21 protein-coding genes are annotated in these 21,490 nt (G+C 72.5%); 16 read left to right on the top strand and 5 right to left on the bottom strand.

Going from position 1 to position 21,490, the window contains the following annotated elements; genetic code table 11:
- Window positions 1-144 precede the first annotated feature (144 nt).
- From egtA to egtD, 4 genes are read left to right on the top strand one after another with little or no spacing between them, the layout of a single operon-like run.
- A complete protein-coding gene (gene egtA, locus ABD259_RS15550; RefSeq protein ID WP_344163269.1) occupies window positions 145-1,347 on the top strand; it encodes an ergothioneine biosynthesis glutamate--cysteine ligase EgtA in 1,203 nt (400 codons plus the stop codon).
- On the top strand, window positions 1,344-2,699 hold the full coding sequence (egtB, locus tag ABD259_RS15545; protein ID WP_344104664.1) for an ergothioneine biosynthesis protein EgtB: 1,356 nt from the start codon (window positions 1,344-1,346) through the stop codon (window positions 2,697-2,699). The genes egtA and egtB overlap by 4 nt, the downstream gene beginning before the upstream one ends.
- Window positions 2,700-2,745: 46 nt before the next feature.
- Window positions 2,746-3,492, top strand: a complete 747-nt coding sequence (gene egtC, locus ABD259_RS15540; protein WP_344104662.1) for an ergothioneine biosynthesis protein EgtC — start codon at window positions 2,746-2,748, stop codon at window positions 3,490-3,492.
- A 19-nt stretch (window positions 3,493-3,511) separates the two neighbouring features.
- Window positions 3,512-4,474, top strand: a complete 963-nt coding sequence (egtD, locus tag ABD259_RS15535) for an L-histidine N(alpha)-methyltransferase (RefSeq protein WP_344163266.1) — start codon at window positions 3,512-3,514, stop codon at window positions 4,472-4,474.
- Here egtD and ABD259_RS15530 read toward each other — a convergent pair.
- A complete protein-coding gene (locus ABD259_RS15530) occupies window positions 4,471-4,710 on the bottom strand; it encodes a hypothetical protein (RefSeq protein WP_344104658.1) in 240 nt (79 codons plus the stop codon). The genes egtD and ABD259_RS15530 overlap by 4 nt on opposite strands.
- Window positions 4,711-5,310: 600 nt before the next feature.
- Window positions 5,311-6,105 carry a DeoR/GlpR family DNA-binding transcription regulator gene (locus tag ABD259_RS15525; RefSeq protein ID WP_344104656.1) on the bottom strand — a complete coding sequence of 265 codons (795 nt, stop codon included), beginning with the start codon at window positions 6,103-6,105 and terminating at the stop codon, window positions 5,311-5,313.
- 115 nt (window positions 6,106-6,220) lie between these two features.
- On the opposite strand from ABD259_RS15525, the gene ABD259_RS15520 reads away from it, so the two are divergent.
- The 5 genes from ABD259_RS15520 (at window position 6,221) to ABD259_RS15500 (ending at window position 12,082) form a co-directional block, all read left to right on the top strand.
- Window positions 6,221-6,910: an HAD family hydrolase gene (locus ABD259_RS15520; protein ID WP_344104654.1), complete on the top strand. Its 690-nt coding sequence runs from the start codon at window positions 6,221-6,223 to the stop codon at window positions 6,908-6,910.
- Window positions 6,907-8,649: a dihydroxyacetone kinase family protein gene (locus tag ABD259_RS15515; RefSeq protein WP_344104652.1), complete on the top strand. Its 1,743-nt coding sequence runs from the start codon at window positions 6,907-6,909 to the stop codon at window positions 8,647-8,649. Before ABD259_RS15520 ends, ABD259_RS15515 begins: the two co-directional genes overlap by 4 nt.
- A gap of 330 nt (window positions 8,650-8,979) precedes the next feature.
- Window positions 8,980-9,546, top strand: a complete 567-nt coding sequence (locus ABD259_RS15510) for a ribose-5-phosphate isomerase (RefSeq protein ID WP_344104650.1) — start codon at window positions 8,980-8,982, stop codon at window positions 9,544-9,546.
- Between the two features lie 23 nt (window positions 9,547-9,569).
- Window positions 9,570-10,628, top strand: coding sequence for a 2-hydroxyacid dehydrogenase (locus ABD259_RS15505; RefSeq protein WP_425573532.1), 1,059 nt, complete (start codon window positions 9,570-9,572; stop codon window positions 10,626-10,628).
- Window positions 10,629-10,633: 5 nt separating this feature from the next.
- Window positions 10,634-12,082 carry an FGGY family carbohydrate kinase gene (locus tag ABD259_RS15500; protein ID WP_344104647.1) on the top strand — a complete coding sequence of 483 codons (1,449 nt, stop codon included), beginning with the start codon at window positions 10,634-10,636 and terminating at the stop codon, window positions 12,080-12,082.
- A 55-nt stretch (window positions 12,083-12,137) separates the two neighbouring features.
- On the opposite strand, the gene ABD259_RS15495 is transcribed toward ABD259_RS15500, so the two are convergent.
- Window positions 12,138-12,812, bottom strand: a complete 675-nt coding sequence (locus tag ABD259_RS15495; protein ID WP_344104645.1) for a VIT1/CCC1 transporter family protein — start codon at window positions 12,810-12,812, stop codon at window positions 12,138-12,140.
- A gap of 218 nt (window positions 12,813-13,030) precedes the next feature.
- Between ABD259_RS15495 and dapB the strand changes: the two genes are divergently transcribed.
- The 7 genes from dapB to ABD259_RS15460 all read left to right on the top strand — a co-directional run bounded on the left by dapB (window position 13,031) and on the right by ABD259_RS15460 (window position 18,763).
- Window positions 13,031-13,771 carry a 4-hydroxy-tetrahydrodipicolinate reductase gene (dapB, locus tag ABD259_RS15490; RefSeq protein ID WP_344163263.1) on the top strand — a complete coding sequence of 247 codons (741 nt, stop codon included), beginning with the start codon at window positions 13,031-13,033 and terminating at the stop codon, window positions 13,769-13,771.
- Between the two features lie 234 nt (window positions 13,772-14,005).
- Window positions 14,006-14,308, top strand: a complete 303-nt coding sequence (locus ABD259_RS15485; protein ID WP_344104640.1) for an urease subunit gamma — start codon at window positions 14,006-14,008, stop codon at window positions 14,306-14,308.
- On the top strand, window positions 14,305-14,652 hold the full coding sequence (gene ureB / locus ABD259_RS15480) for an urease subunit beta (protein WP_344104638.1): 348 nt from the start codon (window positions 14,305-14,307) through the stop codon (window positions 14,650-14,652). The genes ABD259_RS15485 and ureB overlap by 4 nt, the downstream gene beginning before the upstream one ends.
- Window positions 14,649-16,349 (top strand): urease subunit alpha, encoded by a 1,701-nt coding sequence (locus ABD259_RS15475; protein WP_344163260.1) that lies wholly within the window; start codon window positions 14,649-14,651, stop codon window positions 16,347-16,349. The genes ureB and ABD259_RS15475 overlap by 4 nt, the downstream gene beginning before the upstream one ends.
- Window positions 16,350-16,360: 11 nt before the next feature.
- Window positions 16,361-17,266 carry an urease accessory protein UreF gene (locus tag ABD259_RS15470; protein WP_344163256.1) on the top strand — a complete coding sequence of 302 codons (906 nt, stop codon included), beginning with the start codon at window positions 16,361-16,363 and terminating at the stop codon, window positions 17,264-17,266.
- A complete protein-coding gene (gene ureG, locus ABD259_RS15465) occupies window positions 17,259-18,008 on the top strand; it encodes an urease accessory protein UreG (protein WP_344163254.1) in 750 nt (249 codons plus the stop codon). The genes ABD259_RS15470 and ureG overlap by 8 nt, the downstream gene beginning before the upstream one ends.
- Window positions 18,005-18,763, top strand: a complete 759-nt coding sequence (locus ABD259_RS15460) for an urease accessory protein UreD (protein ID WP_344163252.1) — start codon at window positions 18,005-18,007, stop codon at window positions 18,761-18,763. Before ureG ends, ABD259_RS15460 begins: the two co-directional genes overlap by 4 nt.
- 284 nt (window positions 18,764-19,047) lie before the next feature.
- Here ABD259_RS15460 and ABD259_RS15455 read toward each other — a convergent pair whose 3' ends face one another.
- Window positions 19,048-20,247, bottom strand: coding sequence for an alpha/beta hydrolase fold domain-containing protein (locus ABD259_RS15455; RefSeq protein WP_344163249.1), 1,200 nt, complete (start codon window positions 20,245-20,247; stop codon window positions 19,048-19,050).
- 415 nt (window positions 20,248-20,662) lie between these two features.
- Window positions 20,663-21,409 (bottom strand): MIP/aquaporin family protein, encoded by a 747-nt coding sequence (locus ABD259_RS15450; protein ID WP_344104603.1) that lies wholly within the window; start codon window positions 21,407-21,409, stop codon window positions 20,663-20,665.
- Between the last annotated feature and the right edge of the window lie 81 nt (window positions 21,410-21,490).

Raw genomic sequence — 21,490 nt, 5'->3', positions numbered from 1 at the left:
ATAGATCACAATCACGGCATGCACTGGTTTCCCGCGAGTGTCGGCTTCGCGACGATTCGGATCGCCGGGAGTGCGTTCGAGTGTCGACTAACCGGGCACAAGAAGTGCGTACGTCTGCGATCAGGAGAAAGACCGGGAGCAAGCATGGCGTACCTCGCCAAGGACGACGTCCGTGACTACGTACACGGCATCTGTTTCAAGACCGGCCCACCCGGGCGGGTGGGGGCCGAAGCCGAATGGCTCGTGACCGACCCGCACCGCCCTGACCAGCCCGTATCCCTGAACCTGCTATCGGAACTCGTTGACGAGGCGGGGCCGCCGCCCAGCGGCAGCACCGTGACCTACGAACCCGGAGGGCAGCTGGAGCTCAGCTCGCCGCCCCTCCCCGGACCCGCATCGGCGCACTCGGCGCTCACCACCGACCTGACCCACATCGGCAAGCACCTGCATGACGCGGGGCTCCGCCTGGAAGGTCTCGGACTCGACCCGCGCCGGCCCCCCACCCAGCAGCTCACCCTGCCCCGCTATGCGGCCATGGAGCGCTTCTTCGCCCAAGGCGGCGGGGCGGCCGGGCACACCATGATGTGCAGCACTGCCTCACTCCAGGTCTGCGTGGACATCGGGGCCGACCCGGGCGACGCCGAACACCGCTGGCGGCTGGCGCACGCGCTCGGCCCCCTCCTCGTCGGGGCGTTCGCCAACTCGCCCATCTGGCGGGGGCGCCGCACCGGCTGGCGTTCCACGCGCTGGGCGATCTGGGCGGGAATCGACGCCTCCCGCACCCGTCCGGTCCCCGTCGGGGACCCGGTCGACTCCTGGACGCGCTACGCCCTGGACGCCCAGCTGATGACCATCCGCCGCGACGACCAGCCCTGGCTGAGTTCACCCGGCATCACCTTCGCCCAGTGGCTGGACAGCGGACATCCGCGCCGGCCCACCCACGACGACCTCGTCTACCACCTGAGCACACTGTTCCCGCCGGTGCGCCCGCGCGGCCACCTCGAACTCCGGATGATCGACGCGCTTCCGGAACGGTGGTGGCCGGTGCCGCTCGCCGTCGTCGCCGCCCTGCTCGACGACCCGGCGGCGACCGCCGCCGCGATCGAGGCCACCGGCCGACTGCCGCACGGCACCGCGCCGACGACCTGGCGCATCGCGGCGAGCGACGCCCTCACCGACCCTGATCTGGCCTCCTGCGCCCGCACCTGCTTCGCGGCGGCGAGCGAGGCCCTGGGCCGCATGGGCGCCGCCCGACTCGTGCCGATCGTCGACGCCTACCGCGAACACTACGTCGAGCGCGGCCGCTGCCCCGCGGACGACGTGCTCACCCACCAAGGAGCGGTATGACCGAGAACCCCGACCCCACGCAGAGCGCCGACACTTCCACCCCGTCCGCTCTCCGCGAGCGCATCGCCGCCGAACTCGACAGTGGGCGGCGCCGCAGCCAGGGGCTGACCGTCGGCGTCCTCGACGAGGACGACCTGCTCACCCAGCACTCCCCCCTGATGTCTCCGCTGGTGTGGGACTTCGCCCACGTCGGCAACTACGAGGAGCAGTGGCTGGTGCGCGCCGCGGCCGGACGGGAGGCGCTGCGCCCCGACATCGACGTGCTCTACGACGCCTTCGAGAACCCCCGCGCCGAGCGGGTCACCCTGCCCCTCCTGCGGCCGCGCGAGGCCGAGGAGTACAACGCGCGGGTCCGGCGCATGGTGCTGGACTCGCTGGAGCACGTCTCCTTCGACTCCGGGTCGGCGCTCCTCGACAGAGGATTCGTCTACCACATGGTCATCCAGCACGAACACCAGCACGACGAGACCATGCTCGCCACCCACCAGCTCCGCCGCGGCGAGCCGGTGCTCGGTGTCGGCGCGGTGCCCCCGCCGGCGCCGGCGGTGCCGCCCGGCCCGCCGGAGGTGCTGGTGGAGGCCGGGCCGTTCACCATGGGGACCGACGACGACCCTTGTGCCTACGACAACGAGCGCGGCGCGCACACCGTCGACCTCCCGGCCTTCTGGATCGACACGCGGGCCGTCACCAACGCCGCCCACATGGACTTCATCGCCGACGGCGGCTACGACGACCCCCGCTGGTGGAGCGAGGCGGGCTGGGCCTGGCGTACCCGCACCGGGAAGCGCGCGCCGGCGTTCTGGAAGCGGGACGCCGGACAGTGGCTGCGCCGCCGGTTCGGGCGGGTCGAGCCGGTGCCCCCGGACGAGCCGGTGCAGCACGTGTCCTTCTACGAGGCCGAGGCCCACGCCCGCTGGGCGGGCAAGCGGCTGCCGACCGAGGCCGAATGGGAGAAGGCGGCCCGCCACGACCCGGCCACCGGGACCTCGCTGCGCTTCCCGTGGGGCGCCGGCGCGCCCGCCGACCGCCACGCCAACCTCGGCCAGCGCCTGCTGCACCCCACCCCCGCCGGAACGCACCCGGCCGGGACCGCGCCGTGCGGGGCCCAGCAGATGCTCGGCGACGTGTGGGAGTGGACCAGCTCCGACTTCACCGCCTACCCGGGCTTCCGGGCGTTCCCCTACCCCGAGTACTCCGAGGTCTTCTTCGGCGGCGACTACAAGGTGCTGCGCGGCGGCTCGTGGGCCACGCACCCCACCGCGGTCCGGGGCACCTTCCGCAACTGGGACCACCCCATCCGCCGCCAGATCTTCAGCGGATTCCGCTGCGCACGCGACGCGGAGGTGGAGTGATGCCGCGCTCCGCACGCCGCCCGGCCACCGGGAAGGAGAGCCGCTGATGTGCCGCCACCTGGCCTACCTCGGTGTGCCCACGACCCTGCACGACCTGCTCTACGCACCGCCCTTCTCGCTGGAGCGGCAGTCCTACGCGCCCCGCGCGCAGCTGCACGGCACCGTCAACGCCGACGGGTTCGGCGTGGGGTGGTATGCCCCCGGGCGCGACGCGCCGCTGCGCTACCGGCGGTCCCTGCCGATCTGGGCCGATGCCTCGTTCGCCGACGCCGCGCGGGTCATCAGGTCGGAATGCGTGGTGGCGGCGGTGCGCGACGCCACCCCCGGGTTCGGCTCCGACGAGTCCTGCGCCCAGCCGTTCCGGGGCGACCCCGGCCGCGGGGACCCCTGGCTGTTCAGCCACAACGGCGCCGTCGACGACGATGAGGCGCTCGCCGAACGCCTCTCCGCGCCCGCGCCCTCCGGTGTGCTGGACGTCCGCACCCCCGTCGACTCCGCCCCGCTGTTCGCCCACGCGATGCGCCTGTGGCGCAAGGGGGAGGACCTGGGCCGGGCCGTGGCCGACGTGGTGCGGGAGGCCCGCGCGTGCTCCGGCGGGCGCTACAACCTGCTGGTGTCCGACGGGCACCGCCTCGCCGCGACCGCCGCCGGGGACTCCCTCTACACCCGGGTGGGCCCCGACGGGGTGTGCGTCGCCTCCGAGCCCTTCGACGACGACCCCGCCTGGCAGCGGGTTCCCGACGGATCGCTGGTCACCGCCGACCGCGAGGGCGTCGAAGTCACGACGATCTGAACAGAGCGAAAGGGGCTCCATGCTCCCGATCGAGTACCACCTGACCGCCGATGACCTCGCGAAATCCCTGCGCGAGGACGTCCACGACGGCCTGACCTCACGCCCCAAGACCCTGCCGCCGAAGTGGTTCTACGACGAGCGCGGCAGTGTCCTGTTCGAGCGGATCACCGAGCTGGCGGAGTACTACCCCACCCGCACCGAGCGCGTCATCCTGGAGCGGTACGCGGCCGACATCGCCGCGGCGACCGGGGCCGACACGCTCGTGGAGCTCGGCGCGGGCTCCGGGGACAAGACCCGGCTGCTGCTGGACGCGCTCGGCGCGGCCGGGACGCTGCGCCGGTTCGTCCCGGTCGACGTCAGCGGCGACTTCCTGAGGGACGCCGCCGCGGGCATCGCCGCGTCGTACCCGGGCGTGGACGTCCGCCCGGTCGTCGCCGACTTCGTGCGCCACCTGCACCTGCTGCCGACGGCAGGTCGGCGGCTGGTGGCGATGATCGGCTCCACCATCGGCAACTTCCCCCCGGTCGAACGCCAGTCCTTCCTGTCCGAGCTGGGCGGCGGCCTGGCCGACGGCGACGCGCTGCTGCTCGGCATCGACCTCGTCAAGGCCCCCGACCGGCTGCGCGCGGCCTACGACGACAGCCAGGGCGTGACCGCCGAGTTCAACCGCAACGTCCTGCGCGTCATCAACCGGGAGCTGGACGCCGACTTCGACCCGGACGCCTTCGCGCACGTCGCCGTTTGGGACGCCGAAGCCGAGTGGATCGAGATGCGGCTGCGCTCGACCGGGCCGCAGCACGTTCACGTGGGCGCGCTCGACCTCGACGTCGGGTTCGACGCGGGAGAGGAGATGCGCACCGAGATCTCCGCGAAGTTCCGCCGCGAGGGCGTCGAAGGTGAACTCGCCCGGGCCGGTCTCACCCTCACCCACTGGTGGACCGACCCGGATGGCGACTTCGCCCTGCTGGTGGCTGTCCCCTAGCCGGGTTCGCCCGCGGAGACGGGAGCGGCACCCGTCTCCGCGGCGCGGTCGCTCGGCGGTGCCGTCCCGGCGATATCGCCGGGCGCGGTCAGGAACCTGGTCATGACCGCGGCGATGACATACAGGACGGCGAAGGTGACCACCACGCCGCCCGGACCGTCAGGGCCGAGCAGCAGGCTGGCAACGGCCGGTCCGACGAAGGCGGCGGCTCCGGCGCCGACGTTGAGCAGGGCCACGGCGCCGCCGCGGCCAGGCGCGTGTCCCCGGTGCGTTCGCGGACGCCGAGGCAGAGCGGCCCGCCCAGGGCGAGCGGGGCTGGAAGGCCGACGCGGTCGGGCAGGCGGGTGAGTGGTGCGGCGATGGGGGCGGTGGCTGTCGGTGGGCCTGCGTTCATATGCCCTCCAGAGTGAGACCTGAATCACATCATGAGAGATGTTAAATTCGCATCGAATGTGCGATATCGGATCTCCGTGATTTCTTTGCCGTGCGAGCGTCTTCGGCGGTCACCGTGCGGCGGCGGTGCTCCCGGGCGCGGCGTTTCCGCGATGCGGGACGTTGGCGCGAGCGGGGGACGGCCGGGGACGGCGCCACAGTCCACCCGTGTTCACCCGGCGGCGTTCGGCCATCCCCAGGGCAGCGAGGAGGAGGCGACTCGTCTGTCGTGGACGGTGCCGACGGACCCCATCGACGCCCCGATCCGGCCGGAGCCGGTGTTCCGCGCGCCGGTCGAGAAGCGCTGACCCGCCCCGTCGGGAAACCCGGCCGTCGGGGCCGGTGCGGTGGGGATGCGTTCCGGTGGGGCAGCGAGCGGGCCGCGGTGGGGGTGAGGGAGGCCGTCACCAGGGGGCGACGTCGGTCTCGGTGTGCTGCCGCGCCTCCTCGACCAGGTCCTCAGGGCTTCCGGCGTCCACGATCAGACGGTGGTAGTCCGACAGCGGGGCCAGTCGGTGCAGGGCCGGGCGCGGCATCTTGCTGGAGTCCATGAGCAGCACGCGGGTGCGCGCCGCGCCCATCATGGCCCGCTTGACCATGACGATCTCCGGCTCCTGGTGGAAGGTCATCGTCGGCGTCATGGACGAGGTGGACAGGAACACCATGTCCACGGTGAGCCGCTCCACGGCCTCGATGCAGTCCATGCCGTTGAAAGAGTCGTGGGTGCCGAAGTAGTCGCCGCCGATGCAGATCAGCCGGATCTCATCGGCCCGTTTGAGCACGTCGATCGCGCCGAGGTAGTTCGTGGCCACAGTGAGCGGCCCGACCTCGGGTAGCAGGCGGGCGACTTCGAGGGCGGTGGTGGAGTCGTCGAGCATGACCGACATCCCCGGCTCGACCAGCTCCGCCGCGCGCCGGGCGATCGCCGCCTTGGCCTCGACGTGGGCGGCCCGGCGGTACTCCTCGTTGCTCTCGAACACGGTGGAGGGCAGTGCGGACACCCCGCCCCGGTACTTGCGCAGCAGCCCGCGGCGGGCCAGCTCGTCGAGATCGCGGTGGACGGTCATCAGGCTGACCCCGGTGAGCTCGACCAGCTCAGCCGCTGATGCCGAACCCCGGCTGATGACGTAGTCGGTGATCCGCTGCTGCCGGATGGTGCGGGAACGCGTGCTGCCGCCGCTCGGCGTCTCCTTGCTCATGGGATCAGGATCGCGCATCAGGGAGCGGTGCCGCGCGGATTTGTGTGAACTCGGCCGTGACATATAACCCTTGTAGTGTTAAATTCGCATTGAGAATGTGAGAGGGGCTGAATAGATGACACTCGCCGCAGTCGTGTTCGACATGGACGGTGTCCTGGTCGAAAGCGAACACCTCTGGGAGCGGAACTGGTCCGCCTACGCGGCGGCCCACGGCGCGACCTGGAGTCCGGAGGACACCGCCGCCTGCCAGGGCAAGAGCGCGCCGGAATGGGCCGCCTACCTGGCCGGGCTCAGCGGGGTCCCCGACCGCGGCGACGACGCCGAGCGCGCCGTCGTCAACGGGATGATCACCGCCGTGCGCGAAGGGCAGGCACCGCTGCTCGACGGTGCGGCCGCGATGGTCCGCGACGTCGCGGCGCGCGTGCCCGTCGCTCTGGCCTCCTCGGCCGCGCGCCCGGTCATCGACGCGGTGCTGGCCGCCCACGGCCTCAGCTCGGCCTTCACCACCACCGTCTCCAGCGCCGAGGTCGCCCGCGGCAAGCCCAGCCCCGACGTCTACCTGGAGGCCGCCGCCCGACTTGGCCGCACCGGCACCGAATGCCTCGCCGTTGAGGACTCCAGCAACGGCATCCGCGCCGCCGCGGCGGCGGGACTGACCGTGGTCGCCCTGCCCAACCCCGCCTATCCGCCCCAATGCGACGCCCTCGCGCTGGCCACCGACATCGCCGCGAGCAACGACGACGCCCGCGCCCTGCTCCTGGCCCACCTCGGCGGCGAGCGCCAACCTGAAGGAGCAAGGAGATGACCGTCCTCCCAACGGCCACCACCTTCAAACGCGACTGGCTCGACGGCTTCGCCACCGCCTACGGGCGTACCGTGCGCAAGGTCCCCGACGCCTACGGCGTGGTCGCCCGGCGCCCGCCCCGACCCGGCAAGGTGGCCGTGGTGATCGGCGGCGGTTGCGGCCACTACCCGGCCTTCGCCGGGCTGGTCGGCCCCGGCCTGGCCGATGGCGCCGTCGTCGGCGACGTCTTCACCAGCCCCAGCGCCGAGCAGGTCTACCGCACCGCCCGCGCGGCCGACAACGGCGGCGGGGTGCTCTTCGGCTACGGCAACTACCAGGGCGACGTCCTGCACTTCGGGCTGGCCGCCCGCCGCCTGGCCGCCGAGGGCATCGACAGCCGCACCATCCTGGTCACCGACGACATCGCCAGCGGCCCGGCCGAGGCGCCCGAGCGCAGGCGCGGCGTGGCCGGTGACTTCCTCGTCTTCAAGATCGCCGGGGCCGCGGCAGAGCGCGGCGACGACCTCGACGGCGTCTACGCCGCCGCTGTCAGGGCCAACGCCGCCACCCGCACCTTCGGCGTCGCCTTCGGTGGCTGCACCCTCCCCGGCGCCCGTGACCCCCTGTTCACCGTCGCCGACGACGCCATGGAACTGGGGCTGGGTATCCACGGGGAGCCCGGGGTGCGCACCGTCGACCGCCTCGACCCCGCCCGCCTCGCCGACGAGCTCGTCGACGGCCTGCTGCCCGAGCTTCCCGCCAGCGGACGCGTCGCCGTCCTGGTCAACGGGCTGGGGCGGACCACGTACGAGGAGATGTTCATCGTCTTCGGCCGCATCCACGAGCGGCTATCGGTCGCGGGGCTCACCCCGGTGCACACCGAGGTCGGCGAGTTCGTCACCTCCCTCGACATGGCCGGGCTCTCGCTGTCGGTCATGGTGCTCGACGACGAGCTGGCCGAACTCTACGCGGCCCCCTGCGACACTCCCGGCTACCGCAGCGGCACCAGCTTCCGGCCGGGACCGGTCGAGCCCGTACGTACCGTCGACGCCGGTCTGGAGCGGCCCGCGGAGGTCCCCGTCGCCGGACCGGTCGACCACGCGCTGACCGCCGCCATGCTCCGCCTGGAGGAGAACGAGGGCGAGCTCGGCCGCCTCGACGCGGTCGCCGCCGACGGCGACCACGGACTGGGCATGACGCGCGGCATCCGCGCCGCCGTCGCCGCCGCGCGGGACGCCGAGCAAGCGGGCGACGGAGTCTCCCAAGCGCTGCTCGCGGCCGGAACCGCCTTCGCCGACGCCGCTGGGGGCGCCTCCGGCGCCCTGTACGGGGTGCTGCTCGCCGAGGTCGGCGCTGGCCTGCGCGGGGTGGAGGCCGAAGACATCACCCCCACCGCCCTGGCCGACGCCGTCGACGGCGCCGTCCGCGCCTTCGCCGACCTGGGCGGTGCCCGCCCGGGGGACAAGACCATGCTCGACGCGATCGAGCCGTTCCGCGCCCGGCTGCGCGCCCGCGCGAACGGGGCCGACGCCCTCGCGGGTCACGTCGAAGCCGCCGCCTGCTGGGCCGAAGCCGCCGAGCGGGCCGTCCGGGCCGCTCGCGCCACCGCCCACCTGACCCCGGCCAGGGGGCGCGCGGCCCGTCTGGCCGACCGGAGCAAGGGCCACCCCGACCCAGGGGCGACCTCGTTCGCCCTGGTGGTCGGCGCGGTGGCCGAGGCCGCCCAGCGGGCCCTACCCGACAAGGAGCACACAGCATGACGTCGCTCCGTGCCGCAGCAGGGGGCGCACCCCTCGCGGGCCGAGCCGTCCGCTTCGTCGACGGCCGCCGTGCCGCACGAGTGGTGCGGCACGGGGCACCGGCCCCAGGTCGTACGCCTGGGCCACCGGCCCGACACCCCACACGACCCGCGGGCGGACCGTCCGGCCTCGCCGAACGGGGACGCCCGCCGGAGCACCCCACCGCGTGCCCGCGCGGGCCGTCGGGCGGGCGGCAGCGCACCCAGCGGCGGCGCGCCCTCACCGGCCGCGTTCCGCGCAATCCCGATCCCACCCCCGCCCAGTAACGGGCGCATTTAGGGAGGAATTCTGATGAGCGAGGCAACCGGCGTCCCCAACGGAGCGCTGCGCGTCGTCGTCGCGGCCGACAACGCGGGCGTCGACCTGAAGAACCGGCTGCGCGACCTGATGCGCGCCGACGCCCGCGTCGCCGAGGTCACCGACGTCGGCGTGGCCGACGCCTCCGACGACAGTGCCTACCCCGTCCCGGCCGTGGCCGCCGCCGAGCTGATCGCCCGCGGCGGGGCCGACCGGGGTGTGCTGGTCTGCGGCACCGGTATCGGCGTCGCGATCTCCGCCAACAAGGTCCCGGGCATCCGCGCGACGGTCGCCCACGACTCCTACTCCGCCGAACGCTCGATCACGTCCAACAACTGCCAGATCATCACCTTCGGGGCGCGCGTCATCGGCCCCGAGGCGGCGGAGAAGATCCTGACCGAGTGGCTCGGCTTCACCTTCGACGCGACGTCGCCCAGCGCCGCGAAGGTCGCCTGCATCACCGCCTACGAAACCACCCACCGCACCCCCCACCCCCACGCCACCGGTGGTGAGGACGACCGCGCCCGCGAGGGCCGCGCGGCCGGCGTCGGCCGCGCCTGAGTACCGTTCACAGCAAGAGAGGGATGACCGTGCGCATTCTGGCCGCGGGAGATGAATTCGTCGGGACCGGGCTTCTCACCGGCGCGGTCCGACAGGAACTGGGTACGGTGCCCGCCGGGCCGGGCGACCCCGAGTTCACCGAGCTGGTCCTGCCCTGGCCGATCGAGCCCTTCGGCCCGGTCGGCAACGTGCGGGAGGCCAGCGGCACCGAAGAGCTGATGATCGAGGCGATCGCGGACGCCGAGGCCGCCGTCACCCAGATGGCCCCCTTCACCGAGAAGGTGTTCGCCGCCGCGCCCCACCTGCGCCTGGTCGCGGTGTGCCGGGGCGGCCCGGTCAACGTCGACCTGGACGCCGCGACCGCCGCCGGGGTCGCCGTCACTTACGCCCCCGGACGCAACGCCGCCGCGGCGGCCGAGTTCGCCGTCGGAATGATCCTCGCGGCCATGCGGCGCATCTCCACCTCCTCCGCCGAGCTGCTGGCCGGGACCTGGCGCGGCGACTACTACGCCTACGCCAACGCGGGCGTCGAACTCGAAGGCACGACCGTCGGGCTGGTGGGCTACGGCGCGATCGGCTCCCGCGTCGCCCGCGTCCTCGTCGCGTTCGGCGCCCGGGTCCTGGTCTCCGACCCCTTCGCCGACCCCGCGCGGATTACCGACGACGGCGCGGAGCCCGTGGAACTGGAGGACCTGCTGCGGCGCAGCGCTGTGGTGAGCCTGCACGCCCGGCTTACCGAGGGGACGCGCCACCTCATCGACGCCGAACGCCTGGCGCTGATGCCGGAGGGCGCCGTCCTCGTCAACACCGCGCGGGGCGGGCTGATGGACTACGCGCCCCTGCCCGAGGCGCTGCGGTCCGGACGCCTCGGCGCCCTCGCCCTCGACGTCTACGACGTCGAACCTCCCCCCGCCGACTGGGCGCTGCGCGAGGCGCCCAACGTCATCGCCACCCCGCACCTGGCGGGGGCCAGCCGCCAGACGGCCGAGCGTGCCGCCCGTATCGTCGCCGCCGACGTGGGGCGGTACCACCGGGGCGAAGCGTTGGCCTTCCTCGCCAACCCCGCCGTTCTCGACCGGTAACCGCCGTGATCATCGGTGTGGACATCGGGACGTCGCTGACCAAGGCGGTCGTGTTCGACCGCGACGGCGCGGCGATCGCCAACGCGGGCGCAGCCACAGAGCTGCGCAACCTGTCCGGCGGGCGCGTCGAGCAGGACCTTGAGGAGGTCCTGGGAACGGTCGCCCGGGTCGTCCGCGAGGTCGCCGCCGGGGTGGACGCCCCGGTCACCGCCCTCGCGCTGACCGGCCAGGGCGACGGCCTGTGGCTGCGCGACGAGCACGGGCGGCCGGTGCGGCCCGCCATCTCCTGGCTCGATGGCCGGGCCGCCTCTCTGGTCGCCAAGTGGCAGAGTGGCGGCGTGGCCGAGGAGGTCTTCCGCCGCACCGGCTCCGGCCTCTTCCCGGGCTGCGCGGCGGCACTGCTCGCCCATGTGGATGCCGAGGAACCCGAGGCACTGGACCGCGCCGCCGTGGCGGGGTACTGCGTCGACGCGGTCGCCCAGCGGCTCACCGGAACGGTCGCGGTGGACGTCTCCGACGCCTCGCTGCCCTTCCTCAACCCCCGAACGCGCCGGTACGACGCGGCCGCCATCGAGGCGTGCGGGCTGTCCCACCGCCGCGGCCTGCTGGCCGAACCGGCGGCCCCGGGGACAGTGCTCCGCCTGGACGCCGAGGGCGCGCGCCTGCTGGGCCTGCCCAAGGGGCTTCCGGTCACGGCGGGTCCGTTCGACATGCCGGCCTGCGCGATCGGGGCGGGCGTGCGCCGCCCGGGTGACGGTGTGCTCATCGTCGGCACCACCCTGGGCTGCGAGGTGCTGCGCCAGGGGCCCGACTTCGACCGCGAGGGCGAACCGGCCGGGATGATACTGGCAACCCCGCGCCGCGACGAGTACCTGCGGGCGATGGCGGCGATGGTGGGCACCGCGGGCCTGGAGTGGGCCTGCAAGCTGCTCGGGGCGCGGGTGGAGGACACCGACGCGATGCTCGCGGTGTCGGGGCCCGGCGCGGGCGGGGTGCGGGCCCTGCCGTTCCTCGCGGAGTCGGGGGAGCGGGCGCCGTTCGTGGACGCGGCGGCGCGCGGCCGCTTCACCGGGCTGAGCCTGACGAGCGGCCGCGCGGACGTGGTACGGGCACTGTGCGAGTCGGTGGCGTACGCCGCCCGGCACTGCCTGGAGGAGGCGGGTCTCGACGGTGCCCTGTACGCATGCGGGGGCGGGATGCGCTCGCCGGAGTGGACGCGGATCTTCGCCGACGTCCTGGGGCGTCCGATCACCATCCCCCACGAGCCGGGGGTGGGGACGCGCGGAGCGGTGATGGCCGCGGCGCGTGCCCTGGGGGACCCCGTCGACGAGGAGCGCTGGCTGGAGGCGGCCACCACGGTGGCCCTCCGCCCGCGGGAGGCGGAGTTCTACCAGAACGCCTACACCGAGTACCGGTCGGCACTGGCGGAGGTGCGCGGACGCTGGACGGTTTGACGGCCGGGTGAATTCCGCGTCGGGAGGAGGGTGGCCCCTCGGAACGGAAGAGGGGTCACACCCCGGTCGTGGTGCCGACCAGCGAGCCGATCCCGAAGGTCACGGCCATGGCGACCGCGCCGCCGAGCACGGAGCGCACGGCGGCGCGTCCGGCGGGGGCATGGCCGAGGCGGGCGCTGATCGCGCCGGTGGCGGCGGTCGCGCAGGCGACCGCCACGAAGGTGGCGGGGACGCGCCAGTCCGCGGGGCTCAGCGTGATGAAGAGCAGCGGGATCAGCGCGCCCACGGTGAAGGCCAGGAAGCTGGCCAACGCGGCCACCCACGGGTTGGTCAGTTCACCGGAGTCGAGGCGCAGCTCCACCTCCGCGTGCGCCCGCAGCGCGTCGCGGGCGGTGAGCTCGACGGCCACCTTCCGGGCGAGGCCGGGGCTCAGGCCGCGGTCCTGGTACATGCAGGTCAGTTCGTCGAGTTCCTCGTCGGGCTCCTCGGCGAGCTCGCGGCGCTCCCGCGACAGCGCCGCGACCTCGGTGTCGCGCTGGGTGCTCACCGACACGTACTCACCGGCCGCCATGGAAAGGGCACCGGCGAACATCCCGGCGACGCCCGCGATGAGGATGGCCGTGCTGTTCGCTGTCGCACCGGCGACCCCCACGACCAGGGACGCCGTGGAGACGATGCCGTCGTTCGCCCCCAGCACCCCGGCCCGCAGCCAGTTGAGGCGGGCGTTCATACTCGCGTGGTGCGGTTCCCGGTGCCCCGGGTGATCGGGGCGGTCGGACCCTTCGCCCCCATTGGGCCGGTCGGACCCGTTCGCCTTCCCGTATCCCTGATCCGGCGCGTCCCCCGTGCTATCCATCGCGTCTCGCCTCCCGCCAGCGCGCTGACCGATCCCCCTGGAACCCATGATCCCACGTCAGCCACTCGGGCGGCTCCGGTACGCTCGACTCTGTGATCAAGGTAGGAGTGTTCGGCGCCCACGGGCGCATGGGGTCCGAAGTCATCAAGGCGGTCCAGGGGGCCGCGGACACCGAACTAGTGGCCGGTACCGATAGGGCGGATGAGCGGGAGAAGGTGCGCGGCGCCGACGTCGTCGTGGACTTCACCCATCCCGACGCCGTCATGGACAATTTGCGCTGGCTCGCCGCCAACGGCATCCACGCCGTGGTCGGCACCAGCGGGTTCGACGAGGCGAGGACGGCCGAGCTGCGCGACATCCTGGCCCGGCACCCGGGTGTGAACGTGCTCATCGCGCCCAACTTCGGGATCGCGGCCGTGCTGATGATGAACTTCGCGGCGAAGGCGGCGCCGTACTTCGACTCGACGGAGATCATCGAGCTGCACCACCCGAAGAAGGCGGACGCTCCGAGCGGCACCGCCTACCGCACGGCCGAGCTGATCTCCCAGGCGCGCGCTAACGCCGGCTCCGATCCGATGCCGGACGCCACCACCTCCGAGATCGACGGCGCGCGCGGCGCCGAGGTGGGCGGGGTGCGGGTGCACGCGCTGCGTATCCAGGGCATGATCGCTCACCAGGAGGTCGTCTTCGGCACGCACGGCGAGACGCTGAAGATCCGGCACGACTCGATGAACCGCGAGTCGTTCATGCCGGGCGTGCTGCTGGGCGTGCGGTCCGTGGCCGACCTGCCCGAACAGCTCACCGTGGGGTTGGAGCCGCTGCTCGGCCTGTGATCCGAGTCGGTCGGCGAGACTCATCAATTCCTGACCAGTGATGGCGGCCCCGGGAACGGGGCCGCCATCACTGTTTTTCGTGGTCACGTCACTTACCCCGCACCGCTGCCACCCCAGTGGAGTGAGTACGACAAACAGGTTTAATCTTGCCTTAACACGTGGGAAACGGTGCTTTTCTGGCGTCGGAGACCATGTGCTCACGGTGCGGTCGTATCGCGCTGGAGGAGGCGACACATGTATTTGACTCCGTCCGACACGGAGAAGTTATTGCTGAGCGTGGCCGGAATGGTCGCGCGTGACCGCCTGGACCGCGGTATCAAGCTCAATTACCCCGAAGCCACCGCCCTGCTCTCGTGCTGGGTGATCGAGCGCGCACGCGAGGGGTCGACCGTGGAGAGCCTCATGGTCGACGGGCGCAAGGTGCTCCACCGCTCCGACGTCATGGAGGGGGTGGCCGAGATGATCGACAGCGTCCAGGTGGAGGCGACCTTCCCGGACGGCCGGAAGATGGTCTCGATCACGGAGCCGATCCAGTGACCCCCGGCCAGATCCGCACCCCAGGCGGTGAACTGGAGCTCAACGCGGGCAAACGCGCCCGCAGCATCATCGTGACCAACACCGGGGACCGGCCGATCCAGGTGGGTTCGCACCTGCACCTGCCGGACGCCAATCCGGCCCTGGAACTGGACCGCGCCGCCGCCCGCGGCCACCACCTCGACATTCCCGCCGGGGGATCCATCCGGTTCCTGCCCGGCGACGCGAAGGAGGTCGCGATCGTCCCGTTCGGCGGCACCGGGCGCGTCCCCGGAATCCAGCGCGACAAGACCGAAGCGGAGATCGCCACGGGCGCCCCCGCGAAGGAGGGGAAGGAGACCCGTTGAGCCGCATCGACCGCGACGAGTACGCGCACCGGTTCGGTCCCACCGTCGGCGACCAGGTGCGGCTCGGCGACACCGACCTCTGGATCGAAGTCGAGCACGACCACTGCTTCGGCGGTGACGAGGCCGTCTTCGGCGGAGGCAAGTCCATCCGGGAGTCGATGCTGCAGTCCACCGTGCCCCGCTCGGGGGGCGCGCTCGACCTCGTCATCACCAACGCCGTCATCCTGGACCACTGGGGGATCGTCCGCGCCGACGTGGGCGTGCGCGACGGCCGCATCACCGCCGTCGGCAAAGCCGGGAACCCCGACATTACCGACGGGGTCCACCCCGACCTGGTGATCGGCCCCAGCACGGAGGTCATCGCCGGTGAGGGGCGCATCCTTACGGCCGGTGGCATCGACAGCCACGTGCACCTGATCAACACCGACGCGCTGCACGAGGCCGGCACCACCGGCATCACCACCATCGTCGGCGGCGGGACCGGACCGGCCGAGGGATCCAAGGCGACGACCGTGACGCCGGGCCCGTGGAACATCAGCACGGTGCACCGGGCCCTCGACGACGTGCCGCTCAACCTCATCCTGTTCGGCAAGGGCAACACCGTCAGCGCCGAGGCCCTCCGCGAGCAGGCGCTCGCCGGCGCCGGAGCGTACAAGGTGCACGAGGACTGGGGCAGCACCCCCGCCGCCATCGACGCCGCCCTCAAGGGAGCCGACGCCTGGGGCCTGCAGATCGCGGTGCACACCGACAGCCTCAACGAATCCGGCTACGTGCAGCACACCATCGACGCCATCGGTGACCGCAGCATCCACACCTTCCACACCGAGGGCGCCGGGGGCGGGCACGCCCCCGACATCATCACCGTCGCCGCGCGGCCCAACGTGCTTCCGGCCTCGACCAACCCGACGCTGCCGTTCACCGTCAACACGCACGCCGAGCACCTCGACATGCTGATGGTGTGCCACCACCTCAACCCCGCCGTCGAGGCCGACCTGCAGTTCGCCGACTCCCGGATCCGGGAGACCACGATGGCGGCCGAGGGCTTCCTGCACGACATCGGCGCGCTGTCGATCATCGGATCCGACGCCCTGGCCATGGGCCGCATCGGCGAGGTCATCTGCCGTACCTGGCAGATGGCGCACGTGATGAAAACGCAGCGCGGCACCGACTCCGCGCTGCCCGCCGACAACGAGCGCGCGCGGCGGTACGTCGCCAAGTACACGATCTGCCCGGCGGTGGCCCATGGCATCGACCACGAGGTCGGGTCGGTGGAGCCCGGCAAAATGGCCGACCTGGTGCTGTGGGACCCGGCGTTCTTCGGCGTCCGGCCCGCGATCGTGGTCAAGGGCGGCGGGGCGATCTACGCGCCGCAGGGCGACCCCAACGCGTCGATCCCCACCAACCAGCCGGTGCTGCTCCGGCGCGGGCTCGTCAACGGAGCGGCGGCCGACCTGTCGGTCAGCTTCGTCTCCCCGGCGGCGCTCGACGACGGCCTGGCCGAGCGCCTCGGCCTGCGCCGCCGCCTGGTCGGCGTCCGGCCCACGCGCGATGTGCGCAAGACCGACCTGCCGAACAACACCGCCCTGCCGCGGGTCGAGGTCGACGCGGAGACCTTCGTCGTCACCATCGACGGCGAGCCGGCCGCCGCCACGCCCGCGACCGAGGTGCCGCTGGCCCAGCGGTACAGCCTCTTCTGACAGGGAATCGCATGACCATGGCCCAACGGGGCACAGGGGAACCGGGCACGGCCGCCGGGACGGCCGCGGGGACCGGCATGGGAGCGCTGGGAGCGCTGCTGCTGGCCGACGCGCGGCTGCCCACCGGCGGGCACGCCCACTCGGCCACCCTGGAGGGCGCGGTCGCGGCGGGGCTGGAGCCGAAAAGCGTCCCCGCCTACATCGAGGCGCGGCTGCGCACGGTCGCCCGCACCGAGGCGGCCGCGGCCGTCCTGGTCCTGCGCGTGGCCCAGGCGGCCCTGGACGGCGATGCCGATGATGGCGTGGACGGTACCGGCAGCGGGCGCGCGTCCGGTCCTGAGGACGGGAGCGACCGTGGGGCCGCCGCCGCGGACGGTCGCCGCATCGGGGCAGCGGACGCCACCCGGCCCGATGGCGGAGGCCGCGGCCCCGCCACCGGAATCGACTACGGCCCGATCCAGGCCGCGCTCGCCGCGCGCACGCCCAGCGCCCCGCTGCGCGAGGCCTCGGCCTCACTCGGACGCGGCCTCGCCCGCCTGGCGCGCCGCCTGCGCGGCGATCACCCCGCTGTCCTCGCCCTGCCCACCGCCTCCGCCCCCACGCCGGGGCTGCGCCCGTTGCGACCGGTGGTCCTCGGGGCACTGGGCGCCGCACTGGACATGAGCGAGGAGCAGGTCGCGCGTGCCGTCCTGTACGAGGACGCGCAGACCGTCACCGCGGCCGCGCTCAAGCTCCTGCCCGGCGACCCGGCCACGGCCGTCGAGTGGGTCCTCGACGTCCACGACGCCCTCGAAGAAGGCGTCGCCGCCGCATTGGCGGTCACCGGTCCGGACCGGCTGCCCGCCTGCTCCGCCCCACTGATCGACCAGTGGGCCGGAGCACACGCACATTCGACAAGGAGACTTTTCCATGCCTGACCAGAGCACCGCGCCGGAGAGCGAGCCGCGCCGCACCCTGCGCCTCGGCGTCGCCGGACCCGTCGGCACCGGCAAGAGCTCACTGATCGCCACCCTGTGCCGGGAGCTGTCCGGTGAGCTGTCGATGGCCGTCGTCACCAACGACATCTACACCGACGAGGACGCCCGCTTCCTCCGCTCGGCCGGGGTCCTGCCCACCGAGCGCATCCACGCCGTCGAGACGGGGGCGTGCCCGCACACCGCCATCCGCGACGACATCACCGCCAACCTCGACGCCGTGGAGGACCTGGAGGAGGAGTTCGCCCCGCTCGATCTCGTCCTGGTCGAGAGCGGCGGCGACAACCTCACCGCCACGTTCAGCCCGGCCCTCATCGACGCGCAGATCTTCTGCCTCGATGTCGCGGGCGGCGGCGACGTGGCGCGCAAGGGCGGCCCCGGCATCGGCCGCGCCGACCTGCTCGTGGTCAACAAGGTCGACCTGGCGTCGTACGTCAACGTCGACGCCGAGCGGATGGTCGCCGACGCCGCCGCGGCCCGCGGCGGCCGCGCCGTGCTGAGCCTCTCCCAGCACGACCCGGCCTCGGTCGCCGCCCTGTGCGACTGGGTCCGCACCGTCCTGCGCGCCCACCGCTCGGGCGAGCACATCCCGCAGGACCCCGGCCCCATGGCCCCGCATAGCCACGGTCCCGACGACGATCACGGTCATGGCCACGGACAAACGTCGGAGCACGCACACGCATGAACTCCAAGACCCGCGACGCGGCGCGCGACCACGTGTCGGTCCACCACCCGGCCCGCATCGTCGTGGAGGTCGAGGACGGCCGGTCCCGGGCGCGGGTCCTGGAAGCGGGCACCTTCGTCTCCCCGCGTCCCATGGCATCGCGCGGGCCGGGGGTAAGGATCGCCCTCGCCGGGATCCGCGCGTCGCTGTGCGCCGGGGACGACTTCGTCCTGCGGGTCGAGGCCGGCCCCGGCGCCCGGGTCGACCTGGTCGATCCCAACGGCACCCTCGCCTACAACATGCGCGGCGGCACGGCGTCCTGGCGCGCCGAGGTGACCCTGGGGGAGGGCGCCGTCCTGCACTGGCACGAACAGCCCTTCGTCCTCTCCGACGGCGCCGACGTGCACCGCGAGGTCCGCGCCGACCTCGCCGCGGGGGCCGAACTCCTGTGGCGCGAAACCCTCGTGCTGGGCCGCACGCACGAACAGGGCGGCGCCCTGCGGTCCCGCACCCACGTGACCCACGACGGGCAGGATCTGCTGGTGGAAGACCTCGACCTCCGCGACCCAGGAGTGCGCGAACTCCCCGGCATCCTCGGCGACGCCCGCGTCTTGGGCCAGGTCGCCCTCCTTGGCCGCATCCCCTCCGGCGCCCCCGCCCCGGCGCGCCTCGACCTCGCAGGCCCCGGCGCGCTCTACCGCGCGGTCACCCACCGCGCCTACGAGGCGGACCGCCTTCTGGAGCCGGTGTGGACGACATGGTCGGCACGGGGGTAACAGCGACCCAGACCCTGCCCGGGCAGCACGCCCCGGTGAAGCGGGGCGTGGGCCTGCGTGGATACGGAGACCGCGAGGTCCCGGCCGCGATAATCTTCGTGGCACCGGGGCTTATCCGCTTCCGGTGTTCGGCCCGTCCAGTTTGACCGCGCGCCGCCGCCTTCACCAGGTGGAGTCGGAGCCGCTCCTGTGTGAAGCCGCACCGCCTCGCGCCGGACGGGCTCGGTTCCCGCAACGCGCAACGCGGCCCACCCCCGCGTTGTCGGGTCCGGCGCAGTGCCGGGTCAGCCGCGTGCCGGAGGCAGGAAGTCGGCGATCCTGTCGCGGGCGAACTGGGTGGCGAGGCCGCCCCAGTTGCTGTCGAACCCGTGGTCGGTGCCGGGCAGCAGCCAGGTCTCGTGGCGCACCCCGGCGTCGTCCAGGGCCGCGCCCAGTAACTTCGCCTGATCAACGGGGACAAGGCGGTCGCGCCGACCCAGCAGTGTGAGCGTGGGCGGCGCCTCCTCATCGACGTAGTACAGGGGCGACAGCAGCCGGTAGAGGTCGGGGCGTTCGTCGGGGGAGCCTCCGAGGTATTTCCGCATGGCTTCGCGCACCGATTCTCCGCTGCCGGTGGTGCGGTAGCCGCGTGCGAGCTCTGTGGGACCGTACATGTTGACCACCGAGGCGACGGGCACGTCGGGCACATCGCAGGAGGCGGGGAGCCGGTAGTCGCCGGTGGAGTAGGCGGCGAGTAGGGCCAGGTTCCCGCCCGCGGACTGCCCCATCATGCTGATGCGCTGCGGGTCGATTCCGTACTCCGCGGCGTGTGAGGCGACCCAGCCAAGGGCGCACTTGACATCCCCGACCTCCTGCTTCCCTCGCATGGGCGGGGCGAGCCGGTAGCCGACGTCGAAAACGTCGTAGCCCCGCTCGTTCAGCCACCGGTTCCAGTCGGGTGCCATGCCGCGCGTCCCCTTGACCCACGCACCGCCATGCACCATGACCACCGCCGGATGGTTGTCCGGGGCGTTCTCCGCCTGCCAGACGTCCAGCTTCAGTTCTGTCCCGTCAGAGGCTGTGCCGTAGGTGCGGGTACGGTCGGGCTGCGGCTCGCCGAGATTTGCGCGGAAGGCGTTGGCAGCATAGGTCCCCAGGGAGAGCGGCACGTTGGCTTGCCGGGCGTACCGCCACATGTCGGTGCTCGGCCACAGCGCCGCGATGAGGCTGAGCACCAGCGCGACAGCACACAGTGCCATCGGAACGCGGGAGCGGTGCCGCCAGGCGAGCAGCCCCAGCACCAGGGCCAGCAGCGTGACACCCAGCAGGTGCAGCGGATACGCCAGGAAGAACATCGCGAGTGAAGTTCCCGGGTTGCCGTACCCGACAGGACGCGCCACGAGGAACACCGCCACTGCCGCCACCACGGCAAGCAGCACGGCGAGGATCATCAGCACCCATCGCACCCACCGCGCCGGAGCGCCCGATGCCGAACTCGAAGCCATGGGACGAGCATCGCGGCCGCACAGGTCTCAGGTGAAGCAGCCACACCGAGATCACAGACAAGTGATCCGCTCCGGCCTCGCTCCAGATGCCGAGTCCCACGGTTGGCAGGTTGAGGGGGTCCCCGCCACGCGCTCAACCTGGATCCGCTCCTGCGCCGTGCCGTTGCCACCGCAACCAGGACACGGCCGTTCCGTTGACAGTCCCGTTCGCCACCGAGCGGGGCGACAGCGGGTGGGTCAGCCACCAGTATGTGTGGTTCTTAGCTGGCCTATGACCTGCGCGACGGTGCCCGGAACATCGCGTGAGCCCCGTGAACGAAGAAGACACGAGGGAGACAGCGACGTGTCGTGGAAACACAAAGGGCGCGAACTCCCCTCGGGTTCGCGCCCTTTGCGGTCGAGACGAGATCGGTAGCTAGCCCCCGAAGCCCAGGAGGGTGAAAGCCTGGGCGCCGATGACACCGCCGACGATCGGGGCGACGACCGGGACCCACGCGTAGGACCAGTCGGAGCCGCCCTTGCCCGGGATGGGCAGGAGGGCGTGGGCGATGCGCGGGCCCAGGTCACGGGCCGGGTTGATGGCGTAGCCCGTCGGCCCGCCGAGGGAGAGACCGATGGCGAAGACCAGCAGACCGACCAGAAGCGGAGCGATACCGCTGCTGAACAGGAGGGCCAGGTCGGTCTCCTTGCCGACCGGGTTGACGTTGGAGCCGATGCCCAGAACGCCGAAGACCAGCATGGCCGTGCCGATGACCTCGGTGCCGAAGTTGGCCGGGATGTTGCGGACTTCCGGGGCGGTGCTGAAGACGCCGAGCTTGGCACCCGCGTCGTCGGTCACCTTCCAGTGGTTGATGTAGGCCAGGTAGACCAGCACGGCGCCGAAGAAGCCGCCCGCGAGCTGAGCCGCGATGTAGCCCGGCACTAGCTTCAAGTCAAGATCACCGATCGAGGCAAGTCCGATGGTCACGGCCGGATTGATGTGTGCGCCGCTGTACTGCCCAACGGTGTAGACGGCCATCGCCACGGCCATACCCCAGCCGAAGGTGATGACGATCCAGCCGCCTGCGTGCGCCTTCGACTTGGCGAGGAGGACGCCGGCGACCACACCGCAGCCGAGCAGTGTGAGGATCGCTGTGCCGACGAATTCGGCGATGTAAACCATGATGGGCCTCCTATACGGAGTGAACCGTCCGGGACAGGGCTGTCCCAGGGGGGTGGTGGAACGGCGCGTGCGGGGCGCCGG

This window comes from Nocardiopsis rhodophaea (genome assembly GCF_039530945.1).
GTDB classification, from domain to species: Bacteria; Actinomycetota; Actinomycetes; order Streptosporangiales; family Streptosporangiaceae; genus Nocardiopsis_C; species Nocardiopsis_C rhodophaea.
This window is presented reverse-complemented; position numbering and strand designations above follow the sequence as displayed.